The 23,122-nt window shown below is 49.5% G+C and carries 18 protein-coding genes and 1 tRNA gene; 12 read left to right on the plus strand and 7 right to left on the minus strand.

The window, feature by feature from the left end; translation table 11 throughout:
• Positions 1-204, plus strand: a 204-nt coding sequence (locus tag C5S61_RS27105) for a hypothetical protein (RefSeq protein WP_205701398.1), incomplete at its 5' end; no start/stop codon positions are given.
• A gap of 53 nt (positions 205-257) precedes the next feature.
• Here the strand turns inward: C5S61_RS27105 and C5S61_RS12720 are convergent.
• From C5S61_RS12720 to C5S61_RS12740, 5 genes are all read right to left on the minus strand, one after another.
• Positions 258-1,760, minus strand: a complete 1,503-nt coding sequence (locus C5S61_RS12720) for a SpoVR family protein (RefSeq protein ID WP_110515424.1) — start codon at positions 1,758-1,760, stop codon at positions 258-260.
• A gap of 111 nt (positions 1,761-1,871) precedes the next feature.
• Complete coding sequence (locus C5S61_RS12725; RefSeq protein ID WP_110515425.1) at positions 1,872-2,285, minus strand: four helix bundle protein; 414 nt, start codon at positions 2,283-2,285, stop codon at positions 1,872-1,874.
• Positions 2,286-2,390: 105 nt separating this feature from the next.
• Positions 2,391-3,494: a DUF444 family protein gene (locus C5S61_RS12730; protein WP_110515426.1), complete on the minus strand. Its 1,104-nt coding sequence runs from the start codon at positions 3,492-3,494 to the stop codon at positions 2,391-2,393.
• Positions 3,495-3,574: 80 nt separating this feature from the next.
• Entirely contained in the window at positions 3,575-6,844 is a 3,270-nt protein-coding gene (locus C5S61_RS12735) for a serine/threonine protein kinase (RefSeq protein WP_110515427.1), read from the minus strand.
• Between the two features lie 292 nt (positions 6,845-7,136).
• Positions 7,137-7,715: a hypothetical protein gene (locus C5S61_RS12740; protein ID WP_110515428.1), complete on the minus strand. Its 579-nt coding sequence runs from the start codon at positions 7,713-7,715 to the stop codon at positions 7,137-7,139.
• A 227-nt stretch (positions 7,716-7,942) separates the two neighbouring features.
• On the opposite strand from C5S61_RS12740, the gene C5S61_RS12745 reads away from it, so the two are divergent.
• The 10 genes from C5S61_RS12745 to C5S61_RS12790 all read left to right on the plus strand — a co-directional run bounded on the left by C5S61_RS12745 (position 7,943) and on the right by C5S61_RS12790 (position 19,678).
• Positions 7,943-9,322: a cytochrome P450 gene (locus C5S61_RS12745; RefSeq protein WP_110515429.1), complete on the plus strand. Its 1,380-nt coding sequence runs from the start codon at positions 7,943-7,945 to the stop codon at positions 9,320-9,322.
• A gap of 27 nt (positions 9,323-9,349) precedes the next feature.
• A tRNA-Val gene (locus C5S61_RS12750) sits at positions 9,350-9,426 on the plus strand.
• Positions 9,427-9,523: 97 nt separating this feature from the next.
• Positions 9,524-11,209, plus strand: coding sequence for a M3 family oligoendopeptidase (locus C5S61_RS12755; RefSeq protein ID WP_110515430.1), 1,686 nt, complete (start codon positions 9,524-9,526; stop codon positions 11,207-11,209).
• Positions 11,210-11,688: 479 nt separating this feature from the next.
• Positions 11,689-12,156, plus strand: coding sequence for a hypothetical protein (locus C5S61_RS12760; protein ID WP_110515431.1), 468 nt, complete (start codon positions 11,689-11,691; stop codon positions 12,154-12,156).
• A 213-nt stretch (positions 12,157-12,369) separates the two neighbouring features.
• Positions 12,370-13,089, plus strand: coding sequence for a QcrA and Rieske domain-containing protein (locus C5S61_RS12765; protein WP_110515432.1), 720 nt, complete (start codon positions 12,370-12,372; stop codon positions 13,087-13,089).
• Positions 13,090-13,116: 27 nt separating this feature from the next.
• A complete protein-coding gene (locus C5S61_RS12770) occupies positions 13,117-14,805 on the plus strand; it encodes a cytochrome b (RefSeq protein WP_110515433.1) in 1,689 nt (562 codons plus the stop codon).
• 59 nt (positions 14,806-14,864) lie between these two features.
• Positions 14,865-15,725: a cytochrome c gene (locus C5S61_RS12775; protein WP_110515434.1), complete on the plus strand. Its 861-nt coding sequence runs from the start codon at positions 14,865-14,867 to the stop codon at positions 15,723-15,725.
• Between the two features lie 60 nt (positions 15,726-15,785).
• The gene (locus tag C5S61_RS12780; protein WP_110515435.1) at positions 15,786-16,466 is read left to right on the plus strand and encodes a hypothetical protein; all 681 of its coding nucleotides are present in this window, start codon (positions 15,786-15,788) and stop codon (positions 16,464-16,466) included.
• 138 nt (positions 16,467-16,604) lie between these two features.
• Complete coding sequence (locus C5S61_RS12785; protein ID WP_110515436.1) at positions 16,605-18,278, plus strand: M14 family metallopeptidase; 1,674 nt, start codon at positions 16,605-16,607, stop codon at positions 18,276-18,278.
• Between the two features lie 152 nt (positions 18,279-18,430).
• Positions 18,431-19,678: an MFS transporter gene (locus C5S61_RS12790; protein WP_110515437.1), complete on the plus strand. Its 1,248-nt coding sequence runs from the start codon at positions 18,431-18,433 to the stop codon at positions 19,676-19,678.
• 202 nt (positions 19,679-19,880) lie between these two features.
• On the opposite strand, the gene C5S61_RS12795 is transcribed toward C5S61_RS12790, so the two are convergent.
• Together C5S61_RS12795 and C5S61_RS12800 are read right to left on the minus strand one after the other, a co-directional pair.
• Entirely contained in the window at positions 19,881-21,347 is a 1,467-nt protein-coding gene (locus C5S61_RS12795; protein ID WP_164689422.1) for a HAMP domain-containing sensor histidine kinase, read from the minus strand.
• 96 nt (positions 21,348-21,443) lie between these two features.
• Positions 21,444-22,358, minus strand: coding sequence for a hypothetical protein (locus C5S61_RS12800; RefSeq protein ID WP_110515439.1), 915 nt, complete (start codon positions 22,356-22,358; stop codon positions 21,444-21,446).
• 178 nt (positions 22,359-22,536) lie between these two features.
• Between C5S61_RS12800 and C5S61_RS12805 the strand changes: the two genes are divergently transcribed.
• On the plus strand, positions 22,537-23,109 hold the full coding sequence (locus C5S61_RS12805) for a hypothetical protein (protein ID WP_110515440.1): 573 nt from the start codon (positions 22,537-22,539) through the stop codon (positions 23,107-23,109).
• Positions 23,110-23,122 lie beyond the last annotated feature (13 nt).

Genomic DNA, 23,122 nt, shown 5'->3' on the forward strand with positions numbered 1-23,122 from the left:
GGGTGGGGATCGGTTGTTGGGGGCTGGGGGTCGGGAAAAGTCAGAAAGCAAAAGCCGCACTGGTTCATTGAGTTGGCAACCGGCATATTCCCACACCACAACCCCATCGAAGGGTCGGTTTTCGCTGTCCACCACCCATCCGCAGGTTCATCAATGGATGCGGTTTGGTCGCGGATTGCCATTGAGGGGGTGCAGGGGGATTAAAGCCCCCTGCGTTTCCCGCTGGCGGGACGGAAGGGTGGAAAAAATGAGCTTAATTAATCAATGCGGCGTTCGCTATATTCCTTGCCATCGAAGGTCAATAAGCGTTTTTTATCCTCAAGCACCGTTTCAAGGTTGACTGGTCGCGTCCAGATCGTTTGAATATGTTTGAGCGTGTCGCGAGCATAATCCAAGCGCAAATCGTTGCCTTCATGGCGATGGCGCAGATACAATTCGCCGCGATTGTTGTAGTTGGCATCCTCAACGTAGATATAGGGCTGGCCAAAGTTGGTCAGGCCGCTGAGCAACTGCGATTTGATCGCGCCAAAATCGCGATTAACAATCTCATACAAATCGCTATCGTTATTGTGCTTGAAGGTAAATAGCTTGTTCTCGACGCAAAATTCGGGCGTAAGAAACTCGTCGAGAAAGGTAATATCGTTGTGGAAACGCCGCACTTCAAAGACTTTTTCCATACCTTTGCCAAGCTTCAGATCCCATTCACGCTTTTCGCGCATATCGTCGCATTGCTCCCAATCTTTGCCAAAGCGCCCGCGATTCCAGCGATCTTCGATGTCGCGCAGCAACAGCAAACCCAAGCGATACGGATTTAAGCGCCCAGGATGGGCCGCCACAATCCCCGCGTGATGATCGGCAAAATCGACGATTTCCGAGGTTTCGGCGGCGTGCGTGGTCATAATGCGGCTATGCCAAAAGCTCGCCCAACCTTCGTTGATAATTTTGGTCATGCCTTGTGGGGCAAAATAATAGGCTTCGTCGCGCACAATTTCCAGAATATTATGCTGCCAACGCTCAAGCGGCGCATAATTCATTAGGAATAACAGCACATCTTTCTGCGGGTTTTCGGGGAATTTACGCATTTTTTGCTGTTCTTCTAATAATTTTTCGCGTTGCTGGCGTAGAAATTCTGGTGGATTAATAAAATCCTTCATATATGCACGTTCGAATGGCAAACCTTCGGCTACTTCAATATCGTCATCTTCAACGATTGGCTGGCTGGTTTGGGCTTCAGGGCGATTAATGTACGGTGAGTGATAATCGATCAGGTTTTCAATTGATAAACAGGTATCAATAAATGCTTCGACAGCTTCGTAGCCATAACGATCGATATAGCGTTGTACTCGCCCTGCATGATTTGCCATAACATCGAGCATTTTACGGTTGGTTGGAGCAAACCACATATTGTTCTTGAAGAAATCGGCATGGCCTGCAACGTGCGCCATTACCGTTTTCTGATCAACAATCATATTGCCTTCGAGCAAATAGGCATACACTGGATTAGTATTAATCACCATTTCATAAATGATGCTTAATCCATAGACATGGCCCTTGATTAATTGATCATATTCCATTCCGAAGCGCCAATGCGGGTAGCGTCGGGGAAAACCACCCATGGCAGCAACTTCATACAACGTATTATAATCAAGGATTTGGTAGACAATTGGGTAGTAATCGAGGCCATAACGCTTGGCATGACCATCTATTTGCTCCCATGCTTTTTGAAGATTAAGCGGTAAATCGTTGTTGCTGAGTGGCATAGAAACCTCTCTTTGGAAGGATGAAATATGAGGGATGAAGGATGAAAATATTCAACAAAGGATTAAAGATCAACGATGAATAGATTCATGCTACAATCGTTCATAATATCTTCACGATGATTCTTTTTGGTCATCGAACTCATATATTGTAGCTGGTTCTTTAAGTTGTAAGCGTTTCTTCTTAACGATGGTTGTAAAAATAGCAATTAATTGTGATGTCTCATCACGTAAAGGATTAATAACGATCGCTGTTTGAAAATCGGCCAAAAGTAATAATTCTAGCCAATAATCAGTTTCTTCTAATTCCTGTAAGCAGATCCCAAGTTTTGCAATAAACTCGTTATCTGATCGTGAACGATGGGCTTCACGATAATTAGCCCCAACTGATGTGCCTGACCGAAGAAGTTGTTTACCTAAGATTGTTGCTTCTGCCCGATTTGGTAGTGAGCCATAACATTGAATAATTTGGAGTGCAAAACGAGTTGTACGTTGGCGTAAATCATCACGACCAACATCCTTTTGCATGTTAAGTCCTCCGAAATTAAGTAGAATGCTAGCTAAATTAGAAATTTGGATTAATTTCAGATTTAGCTAGCATGTTCATCCTTCATCCCTCATCCTTCATACTTACTATTTTCCTTTGCCTAAAAAGGCCTTGATTGCATTGTAAATATCGTCGCGGTCAGCAATTTCTGAAACGACCATGGTTTCGTTGGCACGAAAATTTTCGTTCAGATCATGAGCAAAACGCCCTGATCCATACAACGAACGCACTTGACCATAACAAAAAAGGTTAACCTTGGGCAAAATCTGGTTACGCAGTATTTCAACACACTCGCGTGTGTCGCCGCCGCCCCAGTTATCGCCATCGGAAAAATGGAACGGGTAAATATTCCATTCGTCGGGTGAATAATGCTCATCGATTAACTTGAGCACCAAGCGGTAGGCCGAGGAAATTTTGGTTCCACCGCCTTCGCGAATCCGATAGAAAACGTCTTGGGTTACTTCTTTGGCTGCTGCGTCGTGCACGATGTAGCGCATTTCAAGATGCTTGTATTGGGAACGCAGCCAGGTTTCAATCCAAAATGCAGTTACCCGCACCAGCTCTTTCTGCTCCTGACCCATCGAGCCAGAAACATCCATGCTGTAGATAATCACGGCGTTGCTTTCGGGCATTTCGGTGGTTTTCCAAGTTCGAAAGCGCATGTCATCGCGAATCGGTACCACCACCGGATCATCGGGATCGTACTGGCCAGAGGCGACTTGGCGTTTCAGCGCTTCGCGGAAGGAGCGTTTGAAGTGGCGCAGCGAATTTGGCCCAACTTTGGTAATGCCCGAATATTTATCCTTTTGCGAGATAATATTCTTGCTACCTTTGGGCTGAATATTGGGCAGTTGGAGTTCTTCACCCAACAATTGAGCCAGTTCGTCGATCGTCATCTCGACATCAAGCGAATGCTGGCCCGAATCTTCGCCTGCCTCGCCTGCGCCTGGCTGCGAGCCATCGCCGCGCCCGATTGGATCGCCGTTCTCGCCCTCGCCTTGGCCAACGCCGCCTTGATTTTTGCCAAAGCGAAAGCGCGGTAAATCGATTGATGGCACAGGAATGGAGACCAAGCGTTTGCCTTGGCGACCAATCATCTCGCCATGAGAAATATATTTGCGCAGATCTTTTTTAATTTTGCCCCGCACAATTTGGCGGAAGCGATTAAGATCACGTTCAACTCGTTGCATAGGCTCACCGTTGATTGTTAGTGGAAGGAACGCACGCAAGCGAGCGGATGCATCATTGAACCCGCTCGCTTTGTCCGAGCCTACTTGCGCTGAGTCGCATCGCCACGAGCAAAAATGCTCGCAACATAATTCAGCACATCGGTAGCACTTTGATCGTTATAGCCAAAATCGCGAATTAAGCGGGTTTTGACGACATCGATTTTTTCTTGCGTATCTTTATCGACAACACTCGAAACCAAACTGGTCAGTTTGATGCTGTCTTTTTGATCTTCAAACAGTTTAAGTTCTAAGGCTCGATGAAGTCGTTCGTTCGTGCGATAATCAAACGTCTTGCCTTCGATTGCTAATGCTCCGATGTAATTCATAATTTCACGTCGGAAATCATCCTTACGATTATCGGGAATATCGATCTTTTCTTCGATCGAGCGCATCAGCCGTTCGTCTGGCTCTTCGTAGGCTCCAGTAAATTTATTGCGTACTTTTTCGCGTTGAGTGTAGGCTTTAATATTGTCGATATAGTTAGCACACAAGCGCTTAATTGCTTCCTCATCGGCAGAAATTGCACGCTGTACCTCATTTTTGACAATATCGGCGTATTCTTCTTTGACAATTGCCAAGAGTTCACGATAGCGTTTACGATCTTCTTCATTAGTGATTAATGAATGGGTTTTGAGGCCACTTTCTAGCTCATTCATCACCATAAATGGATTGATGCCGCCATCACTTTGATAATTAACTAAGGCATTGCTAATTTTATCTTGGATATAGCGTGGTGAGATGCCTTCCATGCCTTCGCGGCGTGATTCCTTGCGCAATTCTTTGATATTATCCTCAGTGAAGCCAGGCAACGATTTGCCATTGTAAAGCTTCATTTTTTGCAATAAGGTCAAGTTTGCGCGTTTTGGTTCTTCGAGGCGAGTTAAAATTGCCCACATGGCGGCAACTTCGATCGTATGTGGCGCAATATGCACGCGTACGTTCTCCGAATTGAAATCCTTTTCGTAAATTCGAATTTCATCACGCAAGCGCGTAATATAAGGAATATCAATTCGCACAGTACGGTCTTTTAGTGCTTCCATAAACTCATTATTTTCAAGCTTACGGAATTCTGGTTCATTGGTGTTGTGACAAACCACGTTGCCTAAACCGCAGACAAAATTATGAATTCCTTCGCATTCAATGTCGTAAACCCATTCATCGACAACTGGTCGGGCGGTTAAGCGGTTTTCAAAGCGGTTGTGGCGGCCACCACGTTTGCCTGAACCAGAAACGAAGCGTACGCGATACGCAGGAGTGCGATCCTCTCGTTCAAGCCGATAAACGCTGTAATCGTGGCCAAGCAAGGTTGATAAGGTGCCAACTTGGGTTGCGAGTAATGATGAAAGGGTTTTATATTCGAAGAATGTATCGCGATACTCATCGCTACATACTTCACCAACAGCGCGGGCTATTTTGCGTGAGCCATCGGTGCGCATTAATTCTTCAAAGGCATGTTGTTGATAGAGCTTGGGCAAATTGAATAGGAAATCAGGCAAGCGCTTGAATTCAGAGTGTTCTCCACAATGATATTTAACCAAAGCAGCAATCGCTTGCGAACTCAGGTACAACCGCCAGCAATTATCGGTTTTTGCCCCAGCATCGATTGAACCATGGGCCGTTGTGATGTTGGCATACGCCTGCCGCACTCGCTCTAACTCATCACGATCGTTTTGGCTAATGACAATGCCTCCATTGCGGCCATTGATATGGCCTTCGGTAGCGTACCAAACCATTACTGTGATGAGATCTTTAAGTTCTTGTTGGTCGTGTTGCGGGTCGTAAATTGCTTTAATTTGGGTTGCATGGCGCGGTAAATTGAGGCGTGCCCAACCTGGTTGGCATGGTTTGGTTAACTTGCCACCATTGGCAAATCGCACCACATCATCACGAATAAAGCCATCGATATTTTGAATCACATCAATTGGCTGCCATTGGGCCTCGGGCTTAATCCAACTATCATCAAGCCAGCGCACTGCGGCTAACTCCAGCCCTTCTTCAGGAAAGAAGGTTTGGCCTGAGCGTGAATAGATCGAATGATTAGGCGTGGTTTCAACAACCCCCCACTTTTGCGAAGTTGTAAGCATATTGCCGCTAAATCGATGGCGGAAAATTGTTTTAACTGGAGTCCAAGTTGTAGATGCACGATTGAAATCAAATGCAAGCACTTCAAGACCGCTACTATCGGCGTTAAATCGAGCGCAAAGCTGTTCTAGCGTTGTCCAGCCAGGCACGCCGTTGTAGCGATAAGGAATCGGGGTATTACCAGCTACACTATGACCAACGATAACTTCATCGATATGGGTTTGCGCGAATTTCTTGGATTTGATGCGATGTTCTTGGGAAGCACCAAGCAAATCGTATAAAAATGCTGTGTCGAGCTTAAGCATTTCAACAAATTCAATAATGCCACGATTAGCAATATTAAATTCACCATCGAAGCTAAAAGCGCGTGGATCGCTATCAGAACCATAGATTGCAATCTTACGATAATTAATATCGCCAGTTAATTCAGTGCTATCTTGATTCTTTTCATCCTTTGGTTGAAATGTGCCAATGCCAACCCGATCTTGTTCGGAAAAAACGAAGCGGCGTACACGGACATGGCGCAGTACTTTAGAAAAATCGCCGTTGTAGCGCCGCATCAAATCGCGGAAATTATAGCGGCACGAAGGATCAAGGTCGCCAGTAATTGTAATCTGTTCGTCTGGTTCGAGGTTGGCGTTGAATTCCTTTAAAAATGCTTCGCGCATTTCGAGCGGAATCAAGTGCAAAGGATCTTCGTGCATTGGGCAGGGGTCCCAATCAGCATCCTTCACCTCGCCAGCGTCGAGATCTTCAATATCGCCCAAAAACCAATCGAACGTATAGAGTGCGCCATGTTCACTGCGCGAATAGCGTTCGAGACCACGTTTTAGGCGGCGGGCGATGGTTGATTTGGCTGAGCCGACTGGTCCATGCAGCAGCAGCACCCGTTTTTCCGTGCCATAGCCATGGGCAGCAGCCTTGAAAAAATTAACCAAGCGCATCAAGGGAATTTCCAAGCCAAAGATGGCATCTTGCTCGTCGAATTCGTTGGTGGTAAAGAAGTTATAACGAATTAACTTCTTCTTGGCATCGATGAATTCTTCCAGCCCATACGACATAATCATGTCGTAAATTCGTTGGAAGGCATTGCGGGTGACTTTTGGATTACTGGTCACAATATCCAAATAATCCTGAAAAGAGCCAACCCAATGGAGATTCTGATAGTTTTGCTGGTCTTGTAAGGTACTCAGCAAGGACATCAGTTGCGAGCCGGAGGGAGTCGTCATAGTTGGCCTCCTACATCACCGCCACGCGGCGGGAACAGAGCGACGACGGAGGGGTGGGGTCCGCCGATAGATACCGAGGAACGCACAAAGCCGACTGAAAATGAGCCAACACCAAAGGACGGCGATTGTTCTGGCAGGTTGATGAAATTTGTGAATGGTCGCTGCCAGAGGATGGTTAAGAAGAGGATGCGCCGTTGCAACTTCGGCTTTTCAATTATAGCAATCGCAAGATTCAGCGTCAAGAAACAAATGTGCCGCAAAAGTCCCATCTGCCTTGATCAGCAGAGGTGATTTAGCCGCTCGTTTGCTTGCTGCGCAACGATGCTTGCAAAGCAAGAATCTGCTGATAGAGCGCTTCAGCATTGGGTATGCCTTCAAAAAAAGTAGCAAATCCACTATTTACGCCAAGAAATAAATATGGGGGTAATGCGCGTTTATTATCGAAGATAATACTTTGCTGGCCATTGGGCAGGCGATCAAGCATAACTGACTTGAGCCGAGCTAAATCGTAGCTATGTTGATAATCGCGATTCAACCAATGCATGTGAATTAACGCCCTACGATTGGTAAGCATATAGGTTGTTTGGCGACGCAAAGCGCGACTAAACAAGAATCGACCAAATACCAGGTATCCTCCATGTAAGGAAAATAATCCGAACATTATTATCGGCAGCGCCGTTGGAAGCTGTTGCCCATGCTCGCCAATAATAAACTTCGTAATTATAAAATAGAGCCAGAATATGCCAATTACCAAAGGAACTAGATCAATTGGATAAAATTTAAAGCCTTGGACTGGCTGGCCTTGCCAAAGAATCTCTTCGCCAGGCTGGAGTTTTAAGTGCTGATTGTTTGTTGGAACACGATAACTCATTGTATGTACTCCACATATGTGAAATCGACTCCAATAATACGTTTAACCATTGTTCTGGTTCCAGGCCACTGCACCACATTTCTCTTAACAATTGTTCATCCAAAGCTGCTTGCTTTTGGCTATGCCGATCGCGTATTATTTATGAACGGAATTCATAAATATCCATTGCGGCGTAAACAACGGAATTAAGAAACAACAATACAGCATATTCAGCTTGGAGGTGGTCGATGACGGTTAAAATGTTGCCTGGCCCAAAAGGAACCCGCCTTGGTGGCAGCCGACGCGATTTGCAAAAATACGGTCCATTGGGCTTTTTCGAATACTTGGCCAGCTACGGCGATTTTACAACCTGTCGGATGGGGCCGTTTCGTGTCTATCTGGTCAATGATCCCAATGGCATTCAAGAACTCTTGGTAACCAATCGCGATAAAGTGCGCAAAAATGCTGGCGATCGCGAGTTGCTTTCGCGCTTTTTGGGCAATGGCTTGCTCAGCAACGATGGCGCTGATCATCAAAAGCAGCGCAAACTGGTGCAGCCCGCATTTCATATGAAGCGGATTCAGGCCTACGCAGAAACCATGGTTGAGCACACCGAAGCCATGCTCAAACGCTGGCACGATGGGGCGATTCTCGATATGGATCAGGCCATGATGGAATTGACCCTAACGATTGTGACCAAAACCCTGTTTAATGCAGACATTAGCGAGCAAGAAGTTCGCCAAGTTAGCCAAGCCTTGGAAGATATTCAAGTCAATTTCACGATTATTTCCGAGCAGGCTGTGCCCTTGCCGCGCTGGGTGCCAACCCGTGCGAATCGGGCCTTGGAACATGCCAGCAAGCAAATTGACCAAGTGGTGCAGCGCGTTATTCGCGAACGGCGCGCCAGTGGCGAAGATACTGGCGATCTGTTGTCGATGCTGTTGCTTTCGATCGACGATGGCAATGGCCAAGGCATGAATGACCAACAAGTGCGTGATGAAGTGGTGACCCTGTTTTTGGCAGGCCACGAAACGACCGCCAACACCTTGACTTGGTGTAGCTATTTGCTCAGCAAGCATCCTGAGGTGCGCCAACGCTTACAAGCAGAGGTCGACGAGGTGCTGCAAGGCCGCTCGGTAACCTTGCAAGATTTGCAAAAATTGCCCTACACTGAAATGGTGATCAAAGAAGTCTTGCGCATGTATCCGCCAGCCTATGCCTTGAGCGCCCGCATACCAACCGAAAATATTACGGTGCTTGGCCAAACGATTACCCCACGCCAAGCAGCGATGGTTTCGCCCTATGCGATGCACCATAATCCACGCTATTGGCCTGAGCCAGAACGCTTCGACCCTGAACGATTCAGCTCGGAGCAAGAACGGGCACGGCATAAATATGCCTATATTCCGTTTGGCGCTGGCTCGCGGGTGTGTATTGGCAACGTGTTTGCCATGATGGAAGCCCAATTATTGTTGGCAACGATCATGCAGCATTACGATTTCACCCTTGACCCAACCCAGCGCGTCGAGTATGATCCGCAAATTACGCTTGGGGTGAAGCATGGGCTGCGGGTGCACTTGGCCCAACGGCAGCCAGCAGAGCAAAGCCTTGAATTTGCAAAAAGTTGAGAGCTATGGTAGTATACGCGGGCGCGTGGGCAGTTAGCTCAGTTGGTTAGAGCGCCACGTTGACATCGTGGAGGTCACTGGTTCGAGTCCAGTACCGCCCACCACTCGCAATCGCCCTCAACGAGGGCGATTTTTTTTGTGTATGGTTTTGCGGTGGTTTGGCCCTTTGAGAGTAGCAATAATCTAGCAAGGAGTTCTGGCATGAGTTTGAAGATTGACCCACGCGATTGGGCCACAGTTCAGCCCTACTACGATGCACTTGCCGCTGAGGAGCTTTCGGCTGAGAATGCAACCGCTTGGTTGAGCCGCTGGAGCGAGTTGGAGGCGCATCTGCAAGAATTTGGCTTTAGTGCCTATCGCGCGATGACCGAAAATACCCAAGATAAAGCTGCCGAAGAGCTGTATCTCTACACCATCGAAGAGTTGACTCCCAAATCCAAGGTTGCTGGCCAAGTGTTGAAAGAAAAATTTTTGGCCCTTGATGCAGCAATCTTCCCCGCCGAAATGCAGGAAATGCTGCGCCGATTTCGGGCCGAAGCCGATTTATTCCGCGAAGAAAACGTGCCCTTGCTGACCGAAGTTGATCGCTTGAGTGCCGAATTTAGCAAGCTGATGGGCGCAATGAGCATCGAATGGCAAGGCGAAACCCTAACCATGCAAGCAGTGGTCAAGCTATTTAGCGACCCGGATCGCAGTATTCGTGAAGGTGCATGGCGGGCTTATCACAGCCGCTTCTTGCAAGATCGGGCTGCGTTCAACGAAATTTATCTCAAACAACTTAAGCTGCGCCGCCAAATTGCCGCCAACGCCAACAAAGCCAGCTATTTGGATTATGTGTGGGATTTATATGGCCGCTTCGATTATACGCCTGCAGATTGCCGCACCTTCCACGATGCGATTGAGCATGAAGTTGTGCCCTTGGTTAAAAAATGGTTGACCGTGCGCCAGCAGGAATTAGGTGTTGAGCGCTTGCGGCCTTGGGATATGATGGTTGATTCGCAATCGCGCCCAGCCTTGACCCCGTTCCAAAATGCCGATGAGCTGGAAAGCGTCTGCCAAACCATCTTTGATAAGGTTGATCCTGAGTTGGGCGCGCAATACACCCGCATGCGTGACGGCTGGCTCGATTTGGCATCGCGACCTGGCAAAGCGCCAGGTGGCTATTGTGGCGGCATGTTTGTCTCCAAAGTGCCATACATCTTTATGAATGCAGTTGGCACGCACGACGATGTGCAAACCATGTTGCACGAAGGCGGCCATGCTTTCCACTTTATGGAATCATCGGCAACCAACGACATCATTTGGAATTACGATGCACCAATCGAATTCTGCGAAGTGGCCTCGATGGCGATGGAATTGTTGGCAGCACCCTATTTGACCAAAGATAAAGGCGGCTTCTATAGCGAAGCCGATGCCCGCCGTGCCCGCTCAGAGCACCTTTGGAGCATGCTCAACTTCTTGCCGTACATGGCAACCGTCGATGCCTTCCAACACTGGGTGTATATTGAAGCCCCAGAAGATGTGACCGCCGAGCAGCTTGACGCAGTGTGGAAAGATCTCTACACGCGCTTTATAAGCGTTGTTGATTGGAGCGGCTTGGAGGATGTGCATACCACAGGTTGGCATCGCAAGCAGCACATTTTCGAAGCGCCATTGTATTACGTTGAATATGGCTTGGCCCAATTGGGTGCGCTGCAAGTTTGGCGCAATGCAATGCAGGATCAAGCGCAAGCGGTTGCTCAATATCGTTCGGCTTTGGCCTTGGGCAATACCAAGCCACTGAGCCAATTGTTTGCCGCAGCTGGGGCAAAATTCGCCTTCGATCGCGAAACCGTTGGCGAATTGGCCCGCCTAACCGATCAGCATCTCACCGTGCTTCACGACTAATTGAATGTATACTTGCTCCCCTGCGCTGAATCAGTTCGGTGCAGGGGATTTTTGTTTTAACTCGCTCAACGTCGAGGGGTTAGAGAGTCGGAAACCGCGAAGAGCACGAAGAATTTTAGCCACGAATTACACGAATTGCACGAATTGCACGAATTGCTGTTGGCTATAGGTTTCATCCCTCATCCTTCATCCTTCATCCTTTCCGTTTGCCACAGATTGGCACAGATGTTTAGGATTAGGTTCCTGCTGACCGATAGCCAACAGCCCATAACCCATAGCCTTCATCCCTTTTTGACTTTTGACTTTTGATTTGGCATTTCATCCTTCATCCTTTATTTCTGCCTTCTGACTTTCTGCTATGTTCTATGTTCTATGTTCTATGTTCTTACTGGCCCCTCATTTCTGAACCCTGACCCCTAAAAATCATGGGTATAATTACTGATTAATAGACTGAATTAATTAAATGACGAGGCAGATATATGGATGATAAACCTCAAGGCTGTTTATGGTGCGACTATCGTGGGCCAGTCGTTGCTGGCGAAATCATTAGCGTGGTCAACCCGCAGGTGACTTTGCAGCATGAGCTACGGCGTTGCCCGACCTGTCGCGAGGCCATGGTGGATATTCGCTGGCCCGACCGGATTGTGCGGCGCAAAGTGCGCGAATCGCCGCGGCGTTTTCGGCGCTCGTTGTGGGTGATCGTTTATCCGGTGGAATGTGCTTGGTGTGGTAGCCAAAACACTGATGCCTATGAAGTGAATGCGACGGTCTCCAATCCAGTCAGCACACGGTTTAAGTATGATATTTATCGTTGCCTTGATTGCGAGCGACCGAATGCAATTTCCTATTTGGGCGAAGTCTACGTGCATCGTGCTGACCAAGACAAAGAATTCTTTTCGTTGTGGCATTTAGACCCAGATGTTGAGCAAAGCGCACCAAGCGAGTAGCTGAAAAAACTGCTAAAGTAGCTAAAAACTGGCATGGTCGGATTGCGAAATAGGCCTTTATAAAGGCAAAAAATCGCTGTGGTATGCGTTTGACGCTCCTTTGTGCAATGTGTTACAATACCGAGTGACCCCGCCTCAGCGTCTGTGCGCGGTATTTTTTTGACATTGCCACGATATCCAAACGACAACCAAGGCGGCTAGGAGAACCGAATAATGGCTGAAAACCCGAAACAATCTGGAGGGCGGCGGATCGTCTCGCAGGCCGAAGCAGAGGCGGTGGCTGCCAAAGCAGGCGTTAGCCCTGTTACTCGTACCAAAGTTGGCAAGCCGGTTGGCGAGCGGCTAGGACTCAATCGGCGCGAATTTATGGCGTATGCGACGGCTGGCTCAATGGCTGTGTTAACGGCACTTGGGCTTGGCAGCATTATTGCGCCCAACCAAGACGACGAGTTAATTAATGAATTGACTGGTGGTGCCGACTGGGTTACAGGCGGTTTTGCCTACCCACGGATTAAGAAAGGCCAGTTTGGCGGCAAATTTACCCTTGCTCGCTCTGGCGATAGCTACACCGCTGAAGAAGCACCAGAATTAAATGCTGCTGGTAAATTTTACATTGTTAAGGTTGATAAAACCAAAGGTGCAGCTGAAAACGGCATCGTCTCGACCAACGATAACGATGTTGGGGTCGAAACCAGCGATGGCGCATATTTGATTGCAATCTATCAAGTATGTACCCACCTGGGCTGTTTGATTCCGTTTCAAGCTTCACAAAATCGCTTTATCTGCCCATGTCATGGCTCGACGTTTGAACGTAACAGCCATTACGTGCTTGGCCCAGCGCCTCGGAACCTTGATCAGTTTCCGGTTACTGTAGAAGATGGCGCATTGGTAGTAGACACTGGGAAAAAGAAGACGGGTCTAACTCACGGCTAGTTTACCCAGTCACGAAGGAGTTTCCGTATGGCTGTATCGCCTGAAAGCAAGCGCAAGGGCTTGGGTGGCTGGCTAACCGAGGTAGGCCGCTCGTTCTTCCCTTCGATGGGCGCACGTGAGTGGCGCGAAACCCTGCGTGGGGGGCCAGCACCACGTCCAAACCCACGGATGCGGGTGCACTCGAATAGTTTTTGGTATCACATTCGTCCCCGTTCGTTATCTGAAGAAGCAACCGCATGGTATTACACCATGGGGCTTGGCTGGATGTCGTTTTTCTTCTTTGTGCTTGAGGCGATTACTGGTCTCGTTTTGATGATCTATTATTCGCCATCGCCAAACGAAGCCTATGCGACCATGACGCAGATTATGAACGACGTGCCGTTGGGCGGCCTGATGCGGAATATTCACCGCTTGGGCGCGCACTTTATGGTTGCAGTGGTGATTTTGCACATGCTGCGAACCTATTTTACGGCTTCGTATAAAGCTCCGCGCCAGTTTATCTGGTTTACGGGCATGATCCTGCTCTTTATGACGCTGTTGTTGTCGTTCTCTGGCTATCTCTTGCCATGGGACCAATTGGCGTTCTGGGCGGTGACGATTGGTTCGTCGATGGCTGACGCAGCACCTGGGGTTGGGCCAGCGATTGGCCGCTTGCTCCGTGGGGGCGCAGAAATTGGCGCTGGCGCACTCTTGCGCTTCTACTTGCTGCACATCTTTATGTTGCCAATGCTGACGATTATTTTCATCAGTATTCACTACTATGCAGTGCGCAAGCAAGAAATCTCACCAATTCACGAATTGTTTGAAAACAAAAAACCAACCAAGCGCAAAATTCCTTTCTTGCCCGACCAAGTGTTCTTTGAGTTGGCAGTGATTGTAGTTTTGACCTTTACCTTTATCTTTATCAACAACTTCTTCTGGGATGCCAAGCTGGAAAATCACGCCAACGCCTTGGAAACCCCGCAACACACTCAAGCACCATGGTACTTCTTCTGGTTGCAAGGGATGTTGAAGCTTGGTGATAAGATCGTTTGGGGCTTGGGCATCGCTGGGATTATCTTCGGCGCACTGTTCCTCTTGCCATACATCGACCGCAACCCTTCACGCCGCTTCAAAGATCGCAAATTTGCGGTTGCTGGCGGGATTGTAGCCTTGATCGTCTTTGTTGTCGTTTCGTATGGTGGCTTGCCCGCCTTCGGGATTCAAAAAGTCGGTTCGAACGAATTGGCCGTTTCATATGTGCCAGTTGAAGGCGAAGGTCGCGTGATGGAAGTGCCATTCGACCAAGTGCCGCAAGAAAAATTCGTTTATAAAGTCTATTACGACGCAACCAAAGATGCCTTTGTTGAAGGCGAATTTGGGGTAGCCGAAGGCCCAGCGCCAGAAGCACTCTCGCCAGTGTTCAAAGAAATGCTGCTTGAACTCAAACACGACGTGCAAAAATGGGCCGAATATGACGTACTGTTTGTTCGCCCAACTGTTACCTTGACGATCGAGCCATGGCTCTATCAACAAGCTACCGATACTGCCGAATTCTCAACAGCAGTTGATGGGCTTCTACAAAAACGTGTAACCTTGGATATGGAATGGACGACGGCGGGTTACGACAAAGAAGGTAATTTGGTCGAAACTCCCGAAAAGAGCCGCTATACCCAATATAAATTCCTCAACCGGAATGGGGTTGTTCACGTTGGCGATACGGAACCACGAAACTAAGTTTTTTATCCACGGCCTACGTTGCTGCGTGGGCCGTGTCGAATAAGGAAACACGTCCTATGACGAAAAACATTGCAGTTTCGCTGCTGTTTACCCTCGCAACAGTTGCCTTGCTTGGCTTTATCTGGATTGGCCAAACGAACCAACGTTTGGCTGCCACCGAATTGCGCCAAAATGCTTTGCAATTGGAGTTCGGGCAGCGCAACTACGAACAATATTGTGCCACCTGCCACGGTTTGGCTGGCGAAGGCCAAGGCCCAGGCAACAAAGGTGCTCCTAAGCTTTCCGATTTGCAAGGTCGCTTAGGCCCAGGCACCGAAGCCTTTACCCGCGAAAACGGGATTCAGAAAAAATATGGCTCATTGCGCAACTATGTCGAAGGGATTATTGCCTATGGCAAAACTGGCACGGCCATGCCTGCATGGAAATTGCAAGGCATGCGCGATGACCAAATTAAAGCCATCGCTGCGTATGTGATGTCGATGCAAGGTGGCGCAATTTCGCCAGTCGCGCTTGATTCAGCCAAATCGTGGGCTGCAACAACCGAAGCTGGCTTGCCACCAACCGCAACGCCAAACGAGCCACCATTGGATAATCCAGTGGCTGAAGCTGGCAAGCAAACCTTCAACACCTACTGTATCAGCTGCCACAACAAAACCGATGCTAGCGGCGTAGGCCCTGGCTTGGCAGGTTTGTTCGGCGAAACTGGTACCAAAGCCTTTGGCACCACCCTGCCTAACGGCAATCCAGTCAACGACGAAAATGTCTTAGATTGGATCACGAATGGCGGCGGCGGCCCAGGTGTTGGCCCAGATCCTCAAGATGGCGCTTCGTATGGGGCAATGCCACCACAAGGCCAGATCCTTAGCGAAGATAAGATTCTCGAAGTTATCGCCTACTTGAAGACCCTGACTCGGTAAAGCACGCGCTGGCGATGGCATGCTGTCGCCAGCCTAAAAGCCTTCTAAGGAGGCCATTCAATGAAAAAATGGTTGAATAACATAGGCGTGAGCATGCTTGACCTGGTCATCTTTGTGCCATTTGCCTTGGTTTACACCATCTTTGGCGCAATCTGGACCACCAGCAGTGGCCCATACATGGCTGGCGATTTTGCGACATCGCTGCAAGAGAAAAAAGATATCATGTACTACTTGCTGTGGGCTTGTGCAATCGGCTATGCCGTATTGGCCAATACCATTGCTTTGTGGGGCAAAGCTGCGCGCGGCGGCCTGATTGCGTTCGTCGTTACCTTGGTTGTGATGGTTGCAGCCTTCTTTGGCTTGACCTTCGGGACCCAAGCCTTGTCGAATACGCTGCCATCTTCGACCAAAGTGTTGAGCATCGCAATTGGCGACATCTTGGTCTTGTTGCCAGTTGTCACTGCCACAATCTTCTTCTTTATCGCCTGGATTGTGACCGGCTTTAGCAATCACTTGCGCGGCCAACCAGTTGCGCAAGGCTTTGTGCGCTTGGGCGTAGCCTTGATGGTTATTCCGGTTGTCCAGTTCTTGGTGATTGTGTTCTTGCCACGCTGGGACGACGAAGTGCGCGGGGTTGTGTTTGTGCATGCTATGAGCTTGGGCTTACTCTGGGGCTTGTTCCTCGGTGGCGGGCTTGGCTCGAACTTGCGCAAGCGCAGCGAAACACCTGCAACCGTCTAAATCACCTGCCTGTTGGCATAAAACCCCCTTGGATGATTGGTCATCCAAGGGGGTTTTGGGTTAATTTGGGCTTGCATCAAGCACATAGAATAATGCATAATATGCAATATTATGCATAGAGTTCGTTATGGAGGAGTCATGTCCGCAATCGATTACACACGCTATTATCGTTTTGATGAGTTGGTGGCTGCCTTAGAAGGTTTCGCTGCTGAATATCCCCAATTGATTAGCCTGCAATCAATTGGTAAAAGTTACGAAGGCCGCGATTTATGGCTGGCCACACTGACCAACGATGCAACTGGCACGCCCCGTGAGAAGCCAGCTTTTTGGGTCGATGCCAATATTCACGCCAGCGAAGTAACCGGCGCAATGGCCGGCTTGCACTTGATCGATACCTTGCTCAAGGGCTATGGCAACGATCCTGAATGCACACGCTTGCTCGATCGCACGACCTTCTACATTTTGCCGCGCTTCAATCCCGATGGCGCTGAACGGGCGCTGACTACGCCGTATGTTGTGCGTTCGAGCGTGCGACCTTATCCGTATGCCGAGCGCATCGATGGCCTGTACCAAGAGGACATCAACGACGACGGAATTATTCTACAAATGCGCTTGGTCGATCCGAATGGCGATTGGCGGGTTTCCGAGCACGATCCACGGGTGATGGTCAAACGGAAGCCCTACGAAATTGGCGGCACCTATTATCGAATTTTGCCCGAGGGCTTGATTCAAAATTATGATGGGGTCAATATCAAGCTTAGCCGCTCAATCGAAGGCTTGGATATTAATCGTAATTTTCCTGTCGATTGGCGACCAGAAGCCGAGCAGTATGGCGCTGGGCCGTATCCAACCTCCGAGCCAGAAATTCGCGCGGTCGTGCAATTTATCGTTGATCACCCAGAAATTCATAGCGGCCTGACCTACCACACCTATTCTGGCGTGCTGTTGCGGCCCTACGGCGATCGTGCAGACGATCAGATGAATATCCACGATCTTGATGTGTTCAAGGCCTTGGGCAAGCGTGGCACCGAAATTACTGGCTGGCCAAGCGTTTCGGTCTACCACGATTTTCGCTATCACCCCAAAGATGTAATTACCGGGGTGTTTGATGATTGGGTCTACGATCATTTGGGCATGTTTGCTTGGACAGTTGAATTTTGGGATCTCGTTGGTTCGGCGGGAATTAAAGATCGCAAATTTATCGAATGGTTCAAGGAACACCCAGAAGAAGACGATCTCAAAATTATGCAATGGGTTGATGAGCATGGCGAGGGCTTGTGCTTCTACGATTGGACTCCGTTTGAGCATCCACAGCTTGGCGCGGTTGAAATTGGCGGCTGGCATCCGATGTTTGCCTTCCGCAACCCACCGCCAGCCAAATTGCTCGAAACGATTGCGCCAGTGACCCAATTTGCCTTGGAGCATGCTGCGATTGCCCCATTCACCACGATTAGCAGTTTTGAGCTTGAAAGCTTGGGCGATAACGTTTATCGTTTGCAAGCTGTGGTGCAAAATGAAGGCTATTTGCCAAGCTATGGCTCGCAAAAAGGCCGCGAGCGTAAAGCTACCTTGCCGCTTGAGGCGCTGTTGCAGTTGCCAGAAGGTGCGAGCCTTAAGCTGGGCCAAGCCAAAACCACGATTGGCGATTTGGAAGGCCGTTCGGGGCGAGTTTCATTCTTTGGGTTTAGCAATGGCTCAACCACTGATCGCGCCAAAGTCGAGTGGGTCGTGCATGTGCCCAATCCTGGCGTGATTGAATTGACCGTTCAGGGCGGACGTGGCGGGATTGCCCGCGCCAAGCTCGAATTCTAAAATTGCGCTTAGTTGGCCGCTAGCAGCGTTGGCTGTTAGCGGCTTTTTTGTGCTCAAGCGATAGCGTTCAGTTATTGCTGCGATTGAGATTCATCGGCAGCAAACTAGCTTATAATCATATCTCACTTTAATCATCAATAAAGGGCTTGCTCATGGCTTCAGATTCAACGACTCCGCGCCAACCATCGGCGTTGGTTGCTTTACGCCATCGTGATTATCGGCTGCTCTGGAGTGGCCAGCTGATTTCGATTGCTGGCTCGCAGATGCACACGGTGGCTTTGCATGTTCAGGTTTATCGTTTGGCCGAGGCGATTCCTGGAGCTAATTCAGCAATTTTTCTGGGCTTGATTGGCTTTTTTCAATTTATTCCCTTGATTTTGCTGGCCTTGCGGGCGGGCTTATTGGCTGATCGGGTTGATCGACGACGGTTGATGATCGTCACCCAAAGCATTCTGATGGGTTTATCGTTGGTATTGGCGGTTTTATCGTGGTTTGAATTGATTAATTTATGGCTGCTCTATGGCATTATGATTATCTTTTTCAGCGCCAAAACCTTCGATTTACCCGCCCGCCAAGCGCTGATTCCGCGTTTAGTGCCGCGTGAAGTGCTGCCAACAGCATTAAGCTTGAACATGATTGCTTGGCAAATTGGCAATATTGCAGGCCCAGCCTTGGGCGGCTGGTTTGTGACTCATTCGATTGCCTTGGTTTATTTGCTCGATGCGCTAAGCTATGGCGCGGTGGTTTTGGGCTTGTGGCAAATGCGGGGCAATTATGCGCCAACCGAGGTTAAACCTGTTGTCAAAGGCTCGCTTTGGGAAGGCTTACGCTTTGTTAGCCGAACGCCAATTATTTGGTCGACGATGGTGCTTGATTTTGTCGCGACCTTCTGTGGCGCGGCAACTACGCTCTTGCCATTATTTGCCGATCAAGTTTTGAAAGTCGATGAAAAGGCCTTGGGCTTGATGTATGCAGCGCCAGCAACGGGTGCGTTAATCGCAGCCCTAGCGATGTCGTGGTTTGGCAACCCGCGTCGCCAAGGGATGGTGGTGGTGATTTCGGTCGTGTTGTATGGGCTGGCAACCATGGTCTTTGGCTTAGCGCCAAGTTTGCCGATTGCGCTCTTAGGTTTGGCGGGCACTGGAGCTGCCGATACAGTCAGCGCTGTGTTGCGCGGCACGATTCGCCAATTGAACACCCCCGATGAATTGCGCGGGCGGGCGACTTCGGCCAATATGTTGTTTTTTCAAGGCGGGCCATTGCTGGGCGAAGTTGAGGCTGGAATTGCCGCGACCTTGTTTGGCGCGCCAGCAGCAATTGCTTTCGGTGGCGCGATCTGTGTTACAGCCGCCATAATCATTGCTTTTCGTATTCCAAGTTTGCGCTTGTACGATCGGTGAATTCAGAGATGAAGGATGAAGGATGAGGGATGAAAGCACAACCCAACATTGGCTAGCGAGGTTAAGTTCCCTCACCCCAACCCCTCGCCCGTGGCGCGGGCGAGGGGCTTTAACCCTGTGGTTCTATCGCGACTCGTCGCTGAATAATGGCGGTTCCCCATCGCCCGCGTTCAGTGGGAGAGCAGGTTAAGGGGTGAGAGAACTAAGCAACATCAAGGACGCTGGCGGGATTATGCGGCAAGGGTTCGCATACCAAGGCCAGCGGAAAGGCCACATAAAATGTTGTGCCTGCTTCCTCAATGCTCTCGAAATAAATCGAGCCATGATTCATCTCGACCAAGGCTTTGGCGATTGATAAGCCTAAGCCAGTGCCGCCTGCTGCCCGCGACAACGGGTTGTCGTTGCGAAAGAAGCGCCCGAAAATTCGTGGTTGCTCACGCAGTGAAATGCCAATGCCCGTATCGCGCACCACCACCAGCACATCATCAATGCGCTGTTGAACTTCGATTTGAATCTGGCCATGCTCGGGTGTATATTTGATCGCATTGCTAATCAGGTGGTGGCTAATTTGGCGCAAATGCAGCGGATCAAGGCTCAACAACGGCAATTCGTTAGGCAATACACATTCTAATTGCAGTTTTTTGCGCTCAGCACGTGGCCGAAATTCATCAAGTACCGCCTTCAGCACTGTGCGCAGATCAACTGGTTGCGGGGTATGTTCATTGCGTTGAATTTCCAGCCGCGCCAAATCAACAACTTCGTTCATAAGTTCGGTCAGGCGTTGAATGTTGCGGCCAATGCCCTCGATATAGCTCATTTCTTCGGGGCTAAAATGCTCAGGGTTGCTCCACAGCAGCATATCGGCAAAACCACGAATGCTGGTCAACGGCGAACGCAATTCATGGGCTGCCAAGGCCATAAAATCGCTACGCAGCCGTTCGCTCTCAACCCGCGCACTCATATCGTGCAAAATTGCCACCGCGCCCATACGCTGATCGTCGACCCAAATTGGGTTGGCGCTCAAGCGATAGGTGCGCCCAGCAAAACAGACTCGTTCGGCGGGCTTGATGTGCGGGCGACCCAAGGCTTGATCCAAGGCTGGTTGCACGGCCTCAAGTGCTGCATAAAAGCGCACGCTCAAATTGGGCTGTTCGTGGGTGGTTTGCAGGCGTTCGGCTTCGGCCATGGCAATAATGTTGTAGGCAGCAGTGTTGAGCAACACAATTTGGCCAAGCTGATCGCACACAATCACGCCATCGTCGATTGCCGCCAAAATTGCCCGTTCGCGCTGGGTTTCGCGGCGCTGGTTGGTCAGCAAGTTGGTGAAATGCTCAGCAGCCAGATTGATCGATTGAGCCAATTCGCCCAGTTCGTCAGTGCCCAAATTTGGTGCGCGCACGCTCAAATCGGCGGTTGCCAAGACCTCAACCACGGCAGTTAATTGCTCAATTGCCCGTCGTTTGCGTTGCAAGATTACAATCAAGCCAATTTGCAGCAACAGCCACAAACCGCCAAGGCTGATTAACAGCCAATGCCACCAATCGAAGGTTGCCAGCCAAAGCCCATAGCCAATCAGGCCAAGCCCAAAGCTGCCAACGGCAATTGCCATCAGATACGCCAACCGAATGAGTTGATTAAGCGCCAAACTACTGTGTGCCTGCAACTGCATAGCCATTCTCGTTACTCGAATTGGCCTATGCTAGCAACCCAAAGTTAAGCCTTGATTATGGTCATGTTTAAGCTATATTTTACCTATTGGTGTAGCCTAACTAAACAGCAAGGTCAAGGTTATTGGGGCCAATGAGGCTTGAGTATTGGCTAAAGCCATTATCATTAACAAGCCAGTTGTAGGCACGGCGAGAATGCCCAAGGCCAGTTGAGCTTGGCCTTGGAGCTTCCAGCGACCTTGGTTTGAGCGTGAGGCGCGAATGAGTTTTTGCCAGAGCTTGGCGGTGGCAAAGGCAAAAACCAGCAGCAAGATGCTCGCTACCAGCGCTTTTGGGCCTTGCCATGCCAGCCGATTGTCGATTTGATGTTGCAAGATTGTGGGAGTTGCAGCGCTGCCTGTTTCGGCCCAGCTATCAACTGCTTGGTAGAGCGCAGCTTTGGGTGTGCCAGCAGAACTGCGCAGATCGGGAATGGTTTTGGCAAAGCCCGCTTGAGCATTAATCACATTGCTCAGATTCGCTGCCACAATTAATAGCAGCCCAAGTGCCAGCGTTGTGCTTGCCAGCCCGACATAGGCATACACGTTACGCTCAAATGACCAAAATCCTTGGTTTGGGGTTTTGGCGCGTTTAAACCGTCGCCACAGAACAATACTGAGAGCGCCGAGCGCAAGCGTAAACAAACCGCCCTCAACCACCAACACTGCGTGGTAGGTGGTGTAATCGTTCAACAGGGTTGTGTAGGCAGGGTTTGTGGTTGATTCAGCTTGGTTCAGTCGCGCAAGAGTTGCCTGCAATCCAGCGCCATTGCTCGACTGACTGCTTGCATCAGCCTCTAGGTTTGAGCTTGTTGGCCAAAAGATTGGAATGCTATACACGACCAACACGCCGAGCAGGAAGCCAATTGCGAGTATAGCGCGCTGCCAATGCTGCTGTCGAACAATTGCCTGGCCTACCAGCGCCCGCAGCAAGACCAAACCGCCAATACTTACCAACACAAGCATCAGAATCATAACTACCTCAAAGCTGAACAAGAATTTCTCTGCTGCTTCTAGACGCTTGGTTAACGGGCAAAGTTGCGCCACGCGTGGCGGATACAAACTTGCTTGGGGTCATATTGAGTATTGGCTAGATTCGAGTATTATTAAGCCAAATGCGACCATCTGCGGATGGTATGGAGAGCCACATCAAATGAGCGAACAAACCGATGCCCCGAAACCGATTGTGATTAAACAAAAACGTGGATGTTTGGCCACCCTTGTTGGTTCGGCTTTGACGATTATTGTCAGTGCTGGGCTGGGGGCGGCGCTAGCGCTCTTAGTGATGTGGTATGGGCCACGCAATGTTGGGGTGAGTTTTCCCGATAGCACAGGGCGAATTGCGGCGCTGGAGCAAGCCCAACAAACCGCAATTATCGTCCAAACTGATCAAGCTGCGACCTTGCGCGGCTTGACTGATTTACGCGGCTCGGTCGATGGCTTGCGCGAACGCGTGCAAACCATTGAGAGCAACCTCAATACCCGTGAAACCAACCTCGATAGCCTCCAAAAACAAATCGATTCGAATCTTAATTCGTTGTTGAGCATTCAATCGCGGCTTGATGAGCTTGAATCGATTCCTGCCAATGCGGCCTTGACCAACCGCCTCGATAGCGTCGAACAGGATTTAGCCAGCATTGGCAGTACCTTGGAGCGCCTACGGATTGCTTTAGGGGCAGCTGCACCAACCGCTAGCCCACAGCCAACCGCCACACCCACTCGTTAGCCAAGGAGCACAT

It is taken from the genome of Herpetosiphon llansteffanensis (assembly GCF_003205875.1).
GTDB classification, from domain to species: domain Bacteria; phylum Chloroflexota; class Chloroflexia; order Chloroflexales; family Herpetosiphonaceae; genus Herpetosiphon; species Herpetosiphon llansteffanensis.

Excerpts from the sequence above, each read along its gene's own strand:
- C5S61_RS12735 (WP_110515427.1), bottom strand. The coding sequence starts at position 6,844 with ATGACGACTCCCTCCGGCTCGCAACTGATGTCCTTGCTGAGTACCTTA.
- C5S61_RS12720 (WP_110515424.1), bottom strand. The coding sequence starts at position 1,760 with ATGCCACTCAGCAACAACGATTTACCGCTTAATCTTCAAAAAGCATGG.
- C5S61_RS12775 (WP_110515434.1), top strand. The coding sequence starts at position 14,865 with ATGACGAAAAACATTGCAGTTTCGCTGCTGTTTACCCTCGCAACAGTT.
- C5S61_RS12760 (WP_110515431.1), top strand. The coding sequence starts at position 11,689 with ATGGATGATAAACCTCAAGGCTGTTTATGGTGCGACTATCGTGGGCCA.
- C5S61_RS12770 (WP_110515433.1), top strand. The coding sequence starts at position 13,117 with ATGGCTGTATCGCCTGAAAGCAAGCGCAAGGGCTTGGGTGGCTGGCTA.
- C5S61_RS12800 (WP_110515439.1), bottom strand. The coding sequence starts at position 22,358 with ATGATTCTGATGCTTGTGTTGGTAAGTATTGGCGGTTTGGTCTTGCTG.
- C5S61_RS12765 (WP_110515432.1), top strand. The coding sequence starts at position 12,370 with ATGGCTGAAAACCCGAAACAATCTGGAGGGCGGCGGATCGTCTCGCAG.
- C5S61_RS12795 (WP_164689422.1), bottom strand. The coding sequence starts at position 21,347 with ATGCAGTTGCAGGCACACAGTAGTTTGGCGCTTAATCAACTCATTCGG.
- C5S61_RS12730 (WP_110515426.1), bottom strand. The coding sequence starts at position 3,494 with ATGCAACGAGTTGAACGTGATCTTAATCGCTTCCGCCAAATTGTGCGG.
- C5S61_RS12805 (WP_110515440.1), top strand. The coding sequence starts at position 22,537 with ATGAGCGAACAAACCGATGCCCCGAAACCGATTGTGATTAAACAAAAA.
- C5S61_RS12790 (WP_110515437.1), top strand. The coding sequence starts at position 18,431 with ATGGCTTCAGATTCAACGACTCCGCGCCAACCATCGGCGTTGGTTGCT.
- C5S61_RS12725 (WP_110515425.1), bottom strand. The coding sequence starts at position 2,285 with ATGCAAAAGGATGTTGGTCGTGATGATTTACGCCAACGTACAACTCGT.
- C5S61_RS12740 (WP_110515428.1), bottom strand. The coding sequence starts at position 7,715 with ATGAGTTATCGTGTTCCAACAAACAATCAGCACTTAAAACTCCAGCCT.
- C5S61_RS12780 (WP_110515435.1), top strand. The coding sequence starts at position 15,786 with ATGAAAAAATGGTTGAATAACATAGGCGTGAGCATGCTTGACCTGGTC.
- C5S61_RS12755 (WP_110515430.1), top strand. The coding sequence starts at position 9,524 with ATGAGTTTGAAGATTGACCCACGCGATTGGGCCACAGTTCAGCCCTAC.
- C5S61_RS12745 (WP_110515429.1), top strand. The coding sequence starts at position 7,943 with ATGACGGTTAAAATGTTGCCTGGCCCAAAAGGAACCCGCCTTGGTGGC.
- C5S61_RS12785 (WP_110515436.1), top strand. The coding sequence starts at position 16,605 with ATGTCCGCAATCGATTACACACGCTATTATCGTTTTGATGAGTTGGTG.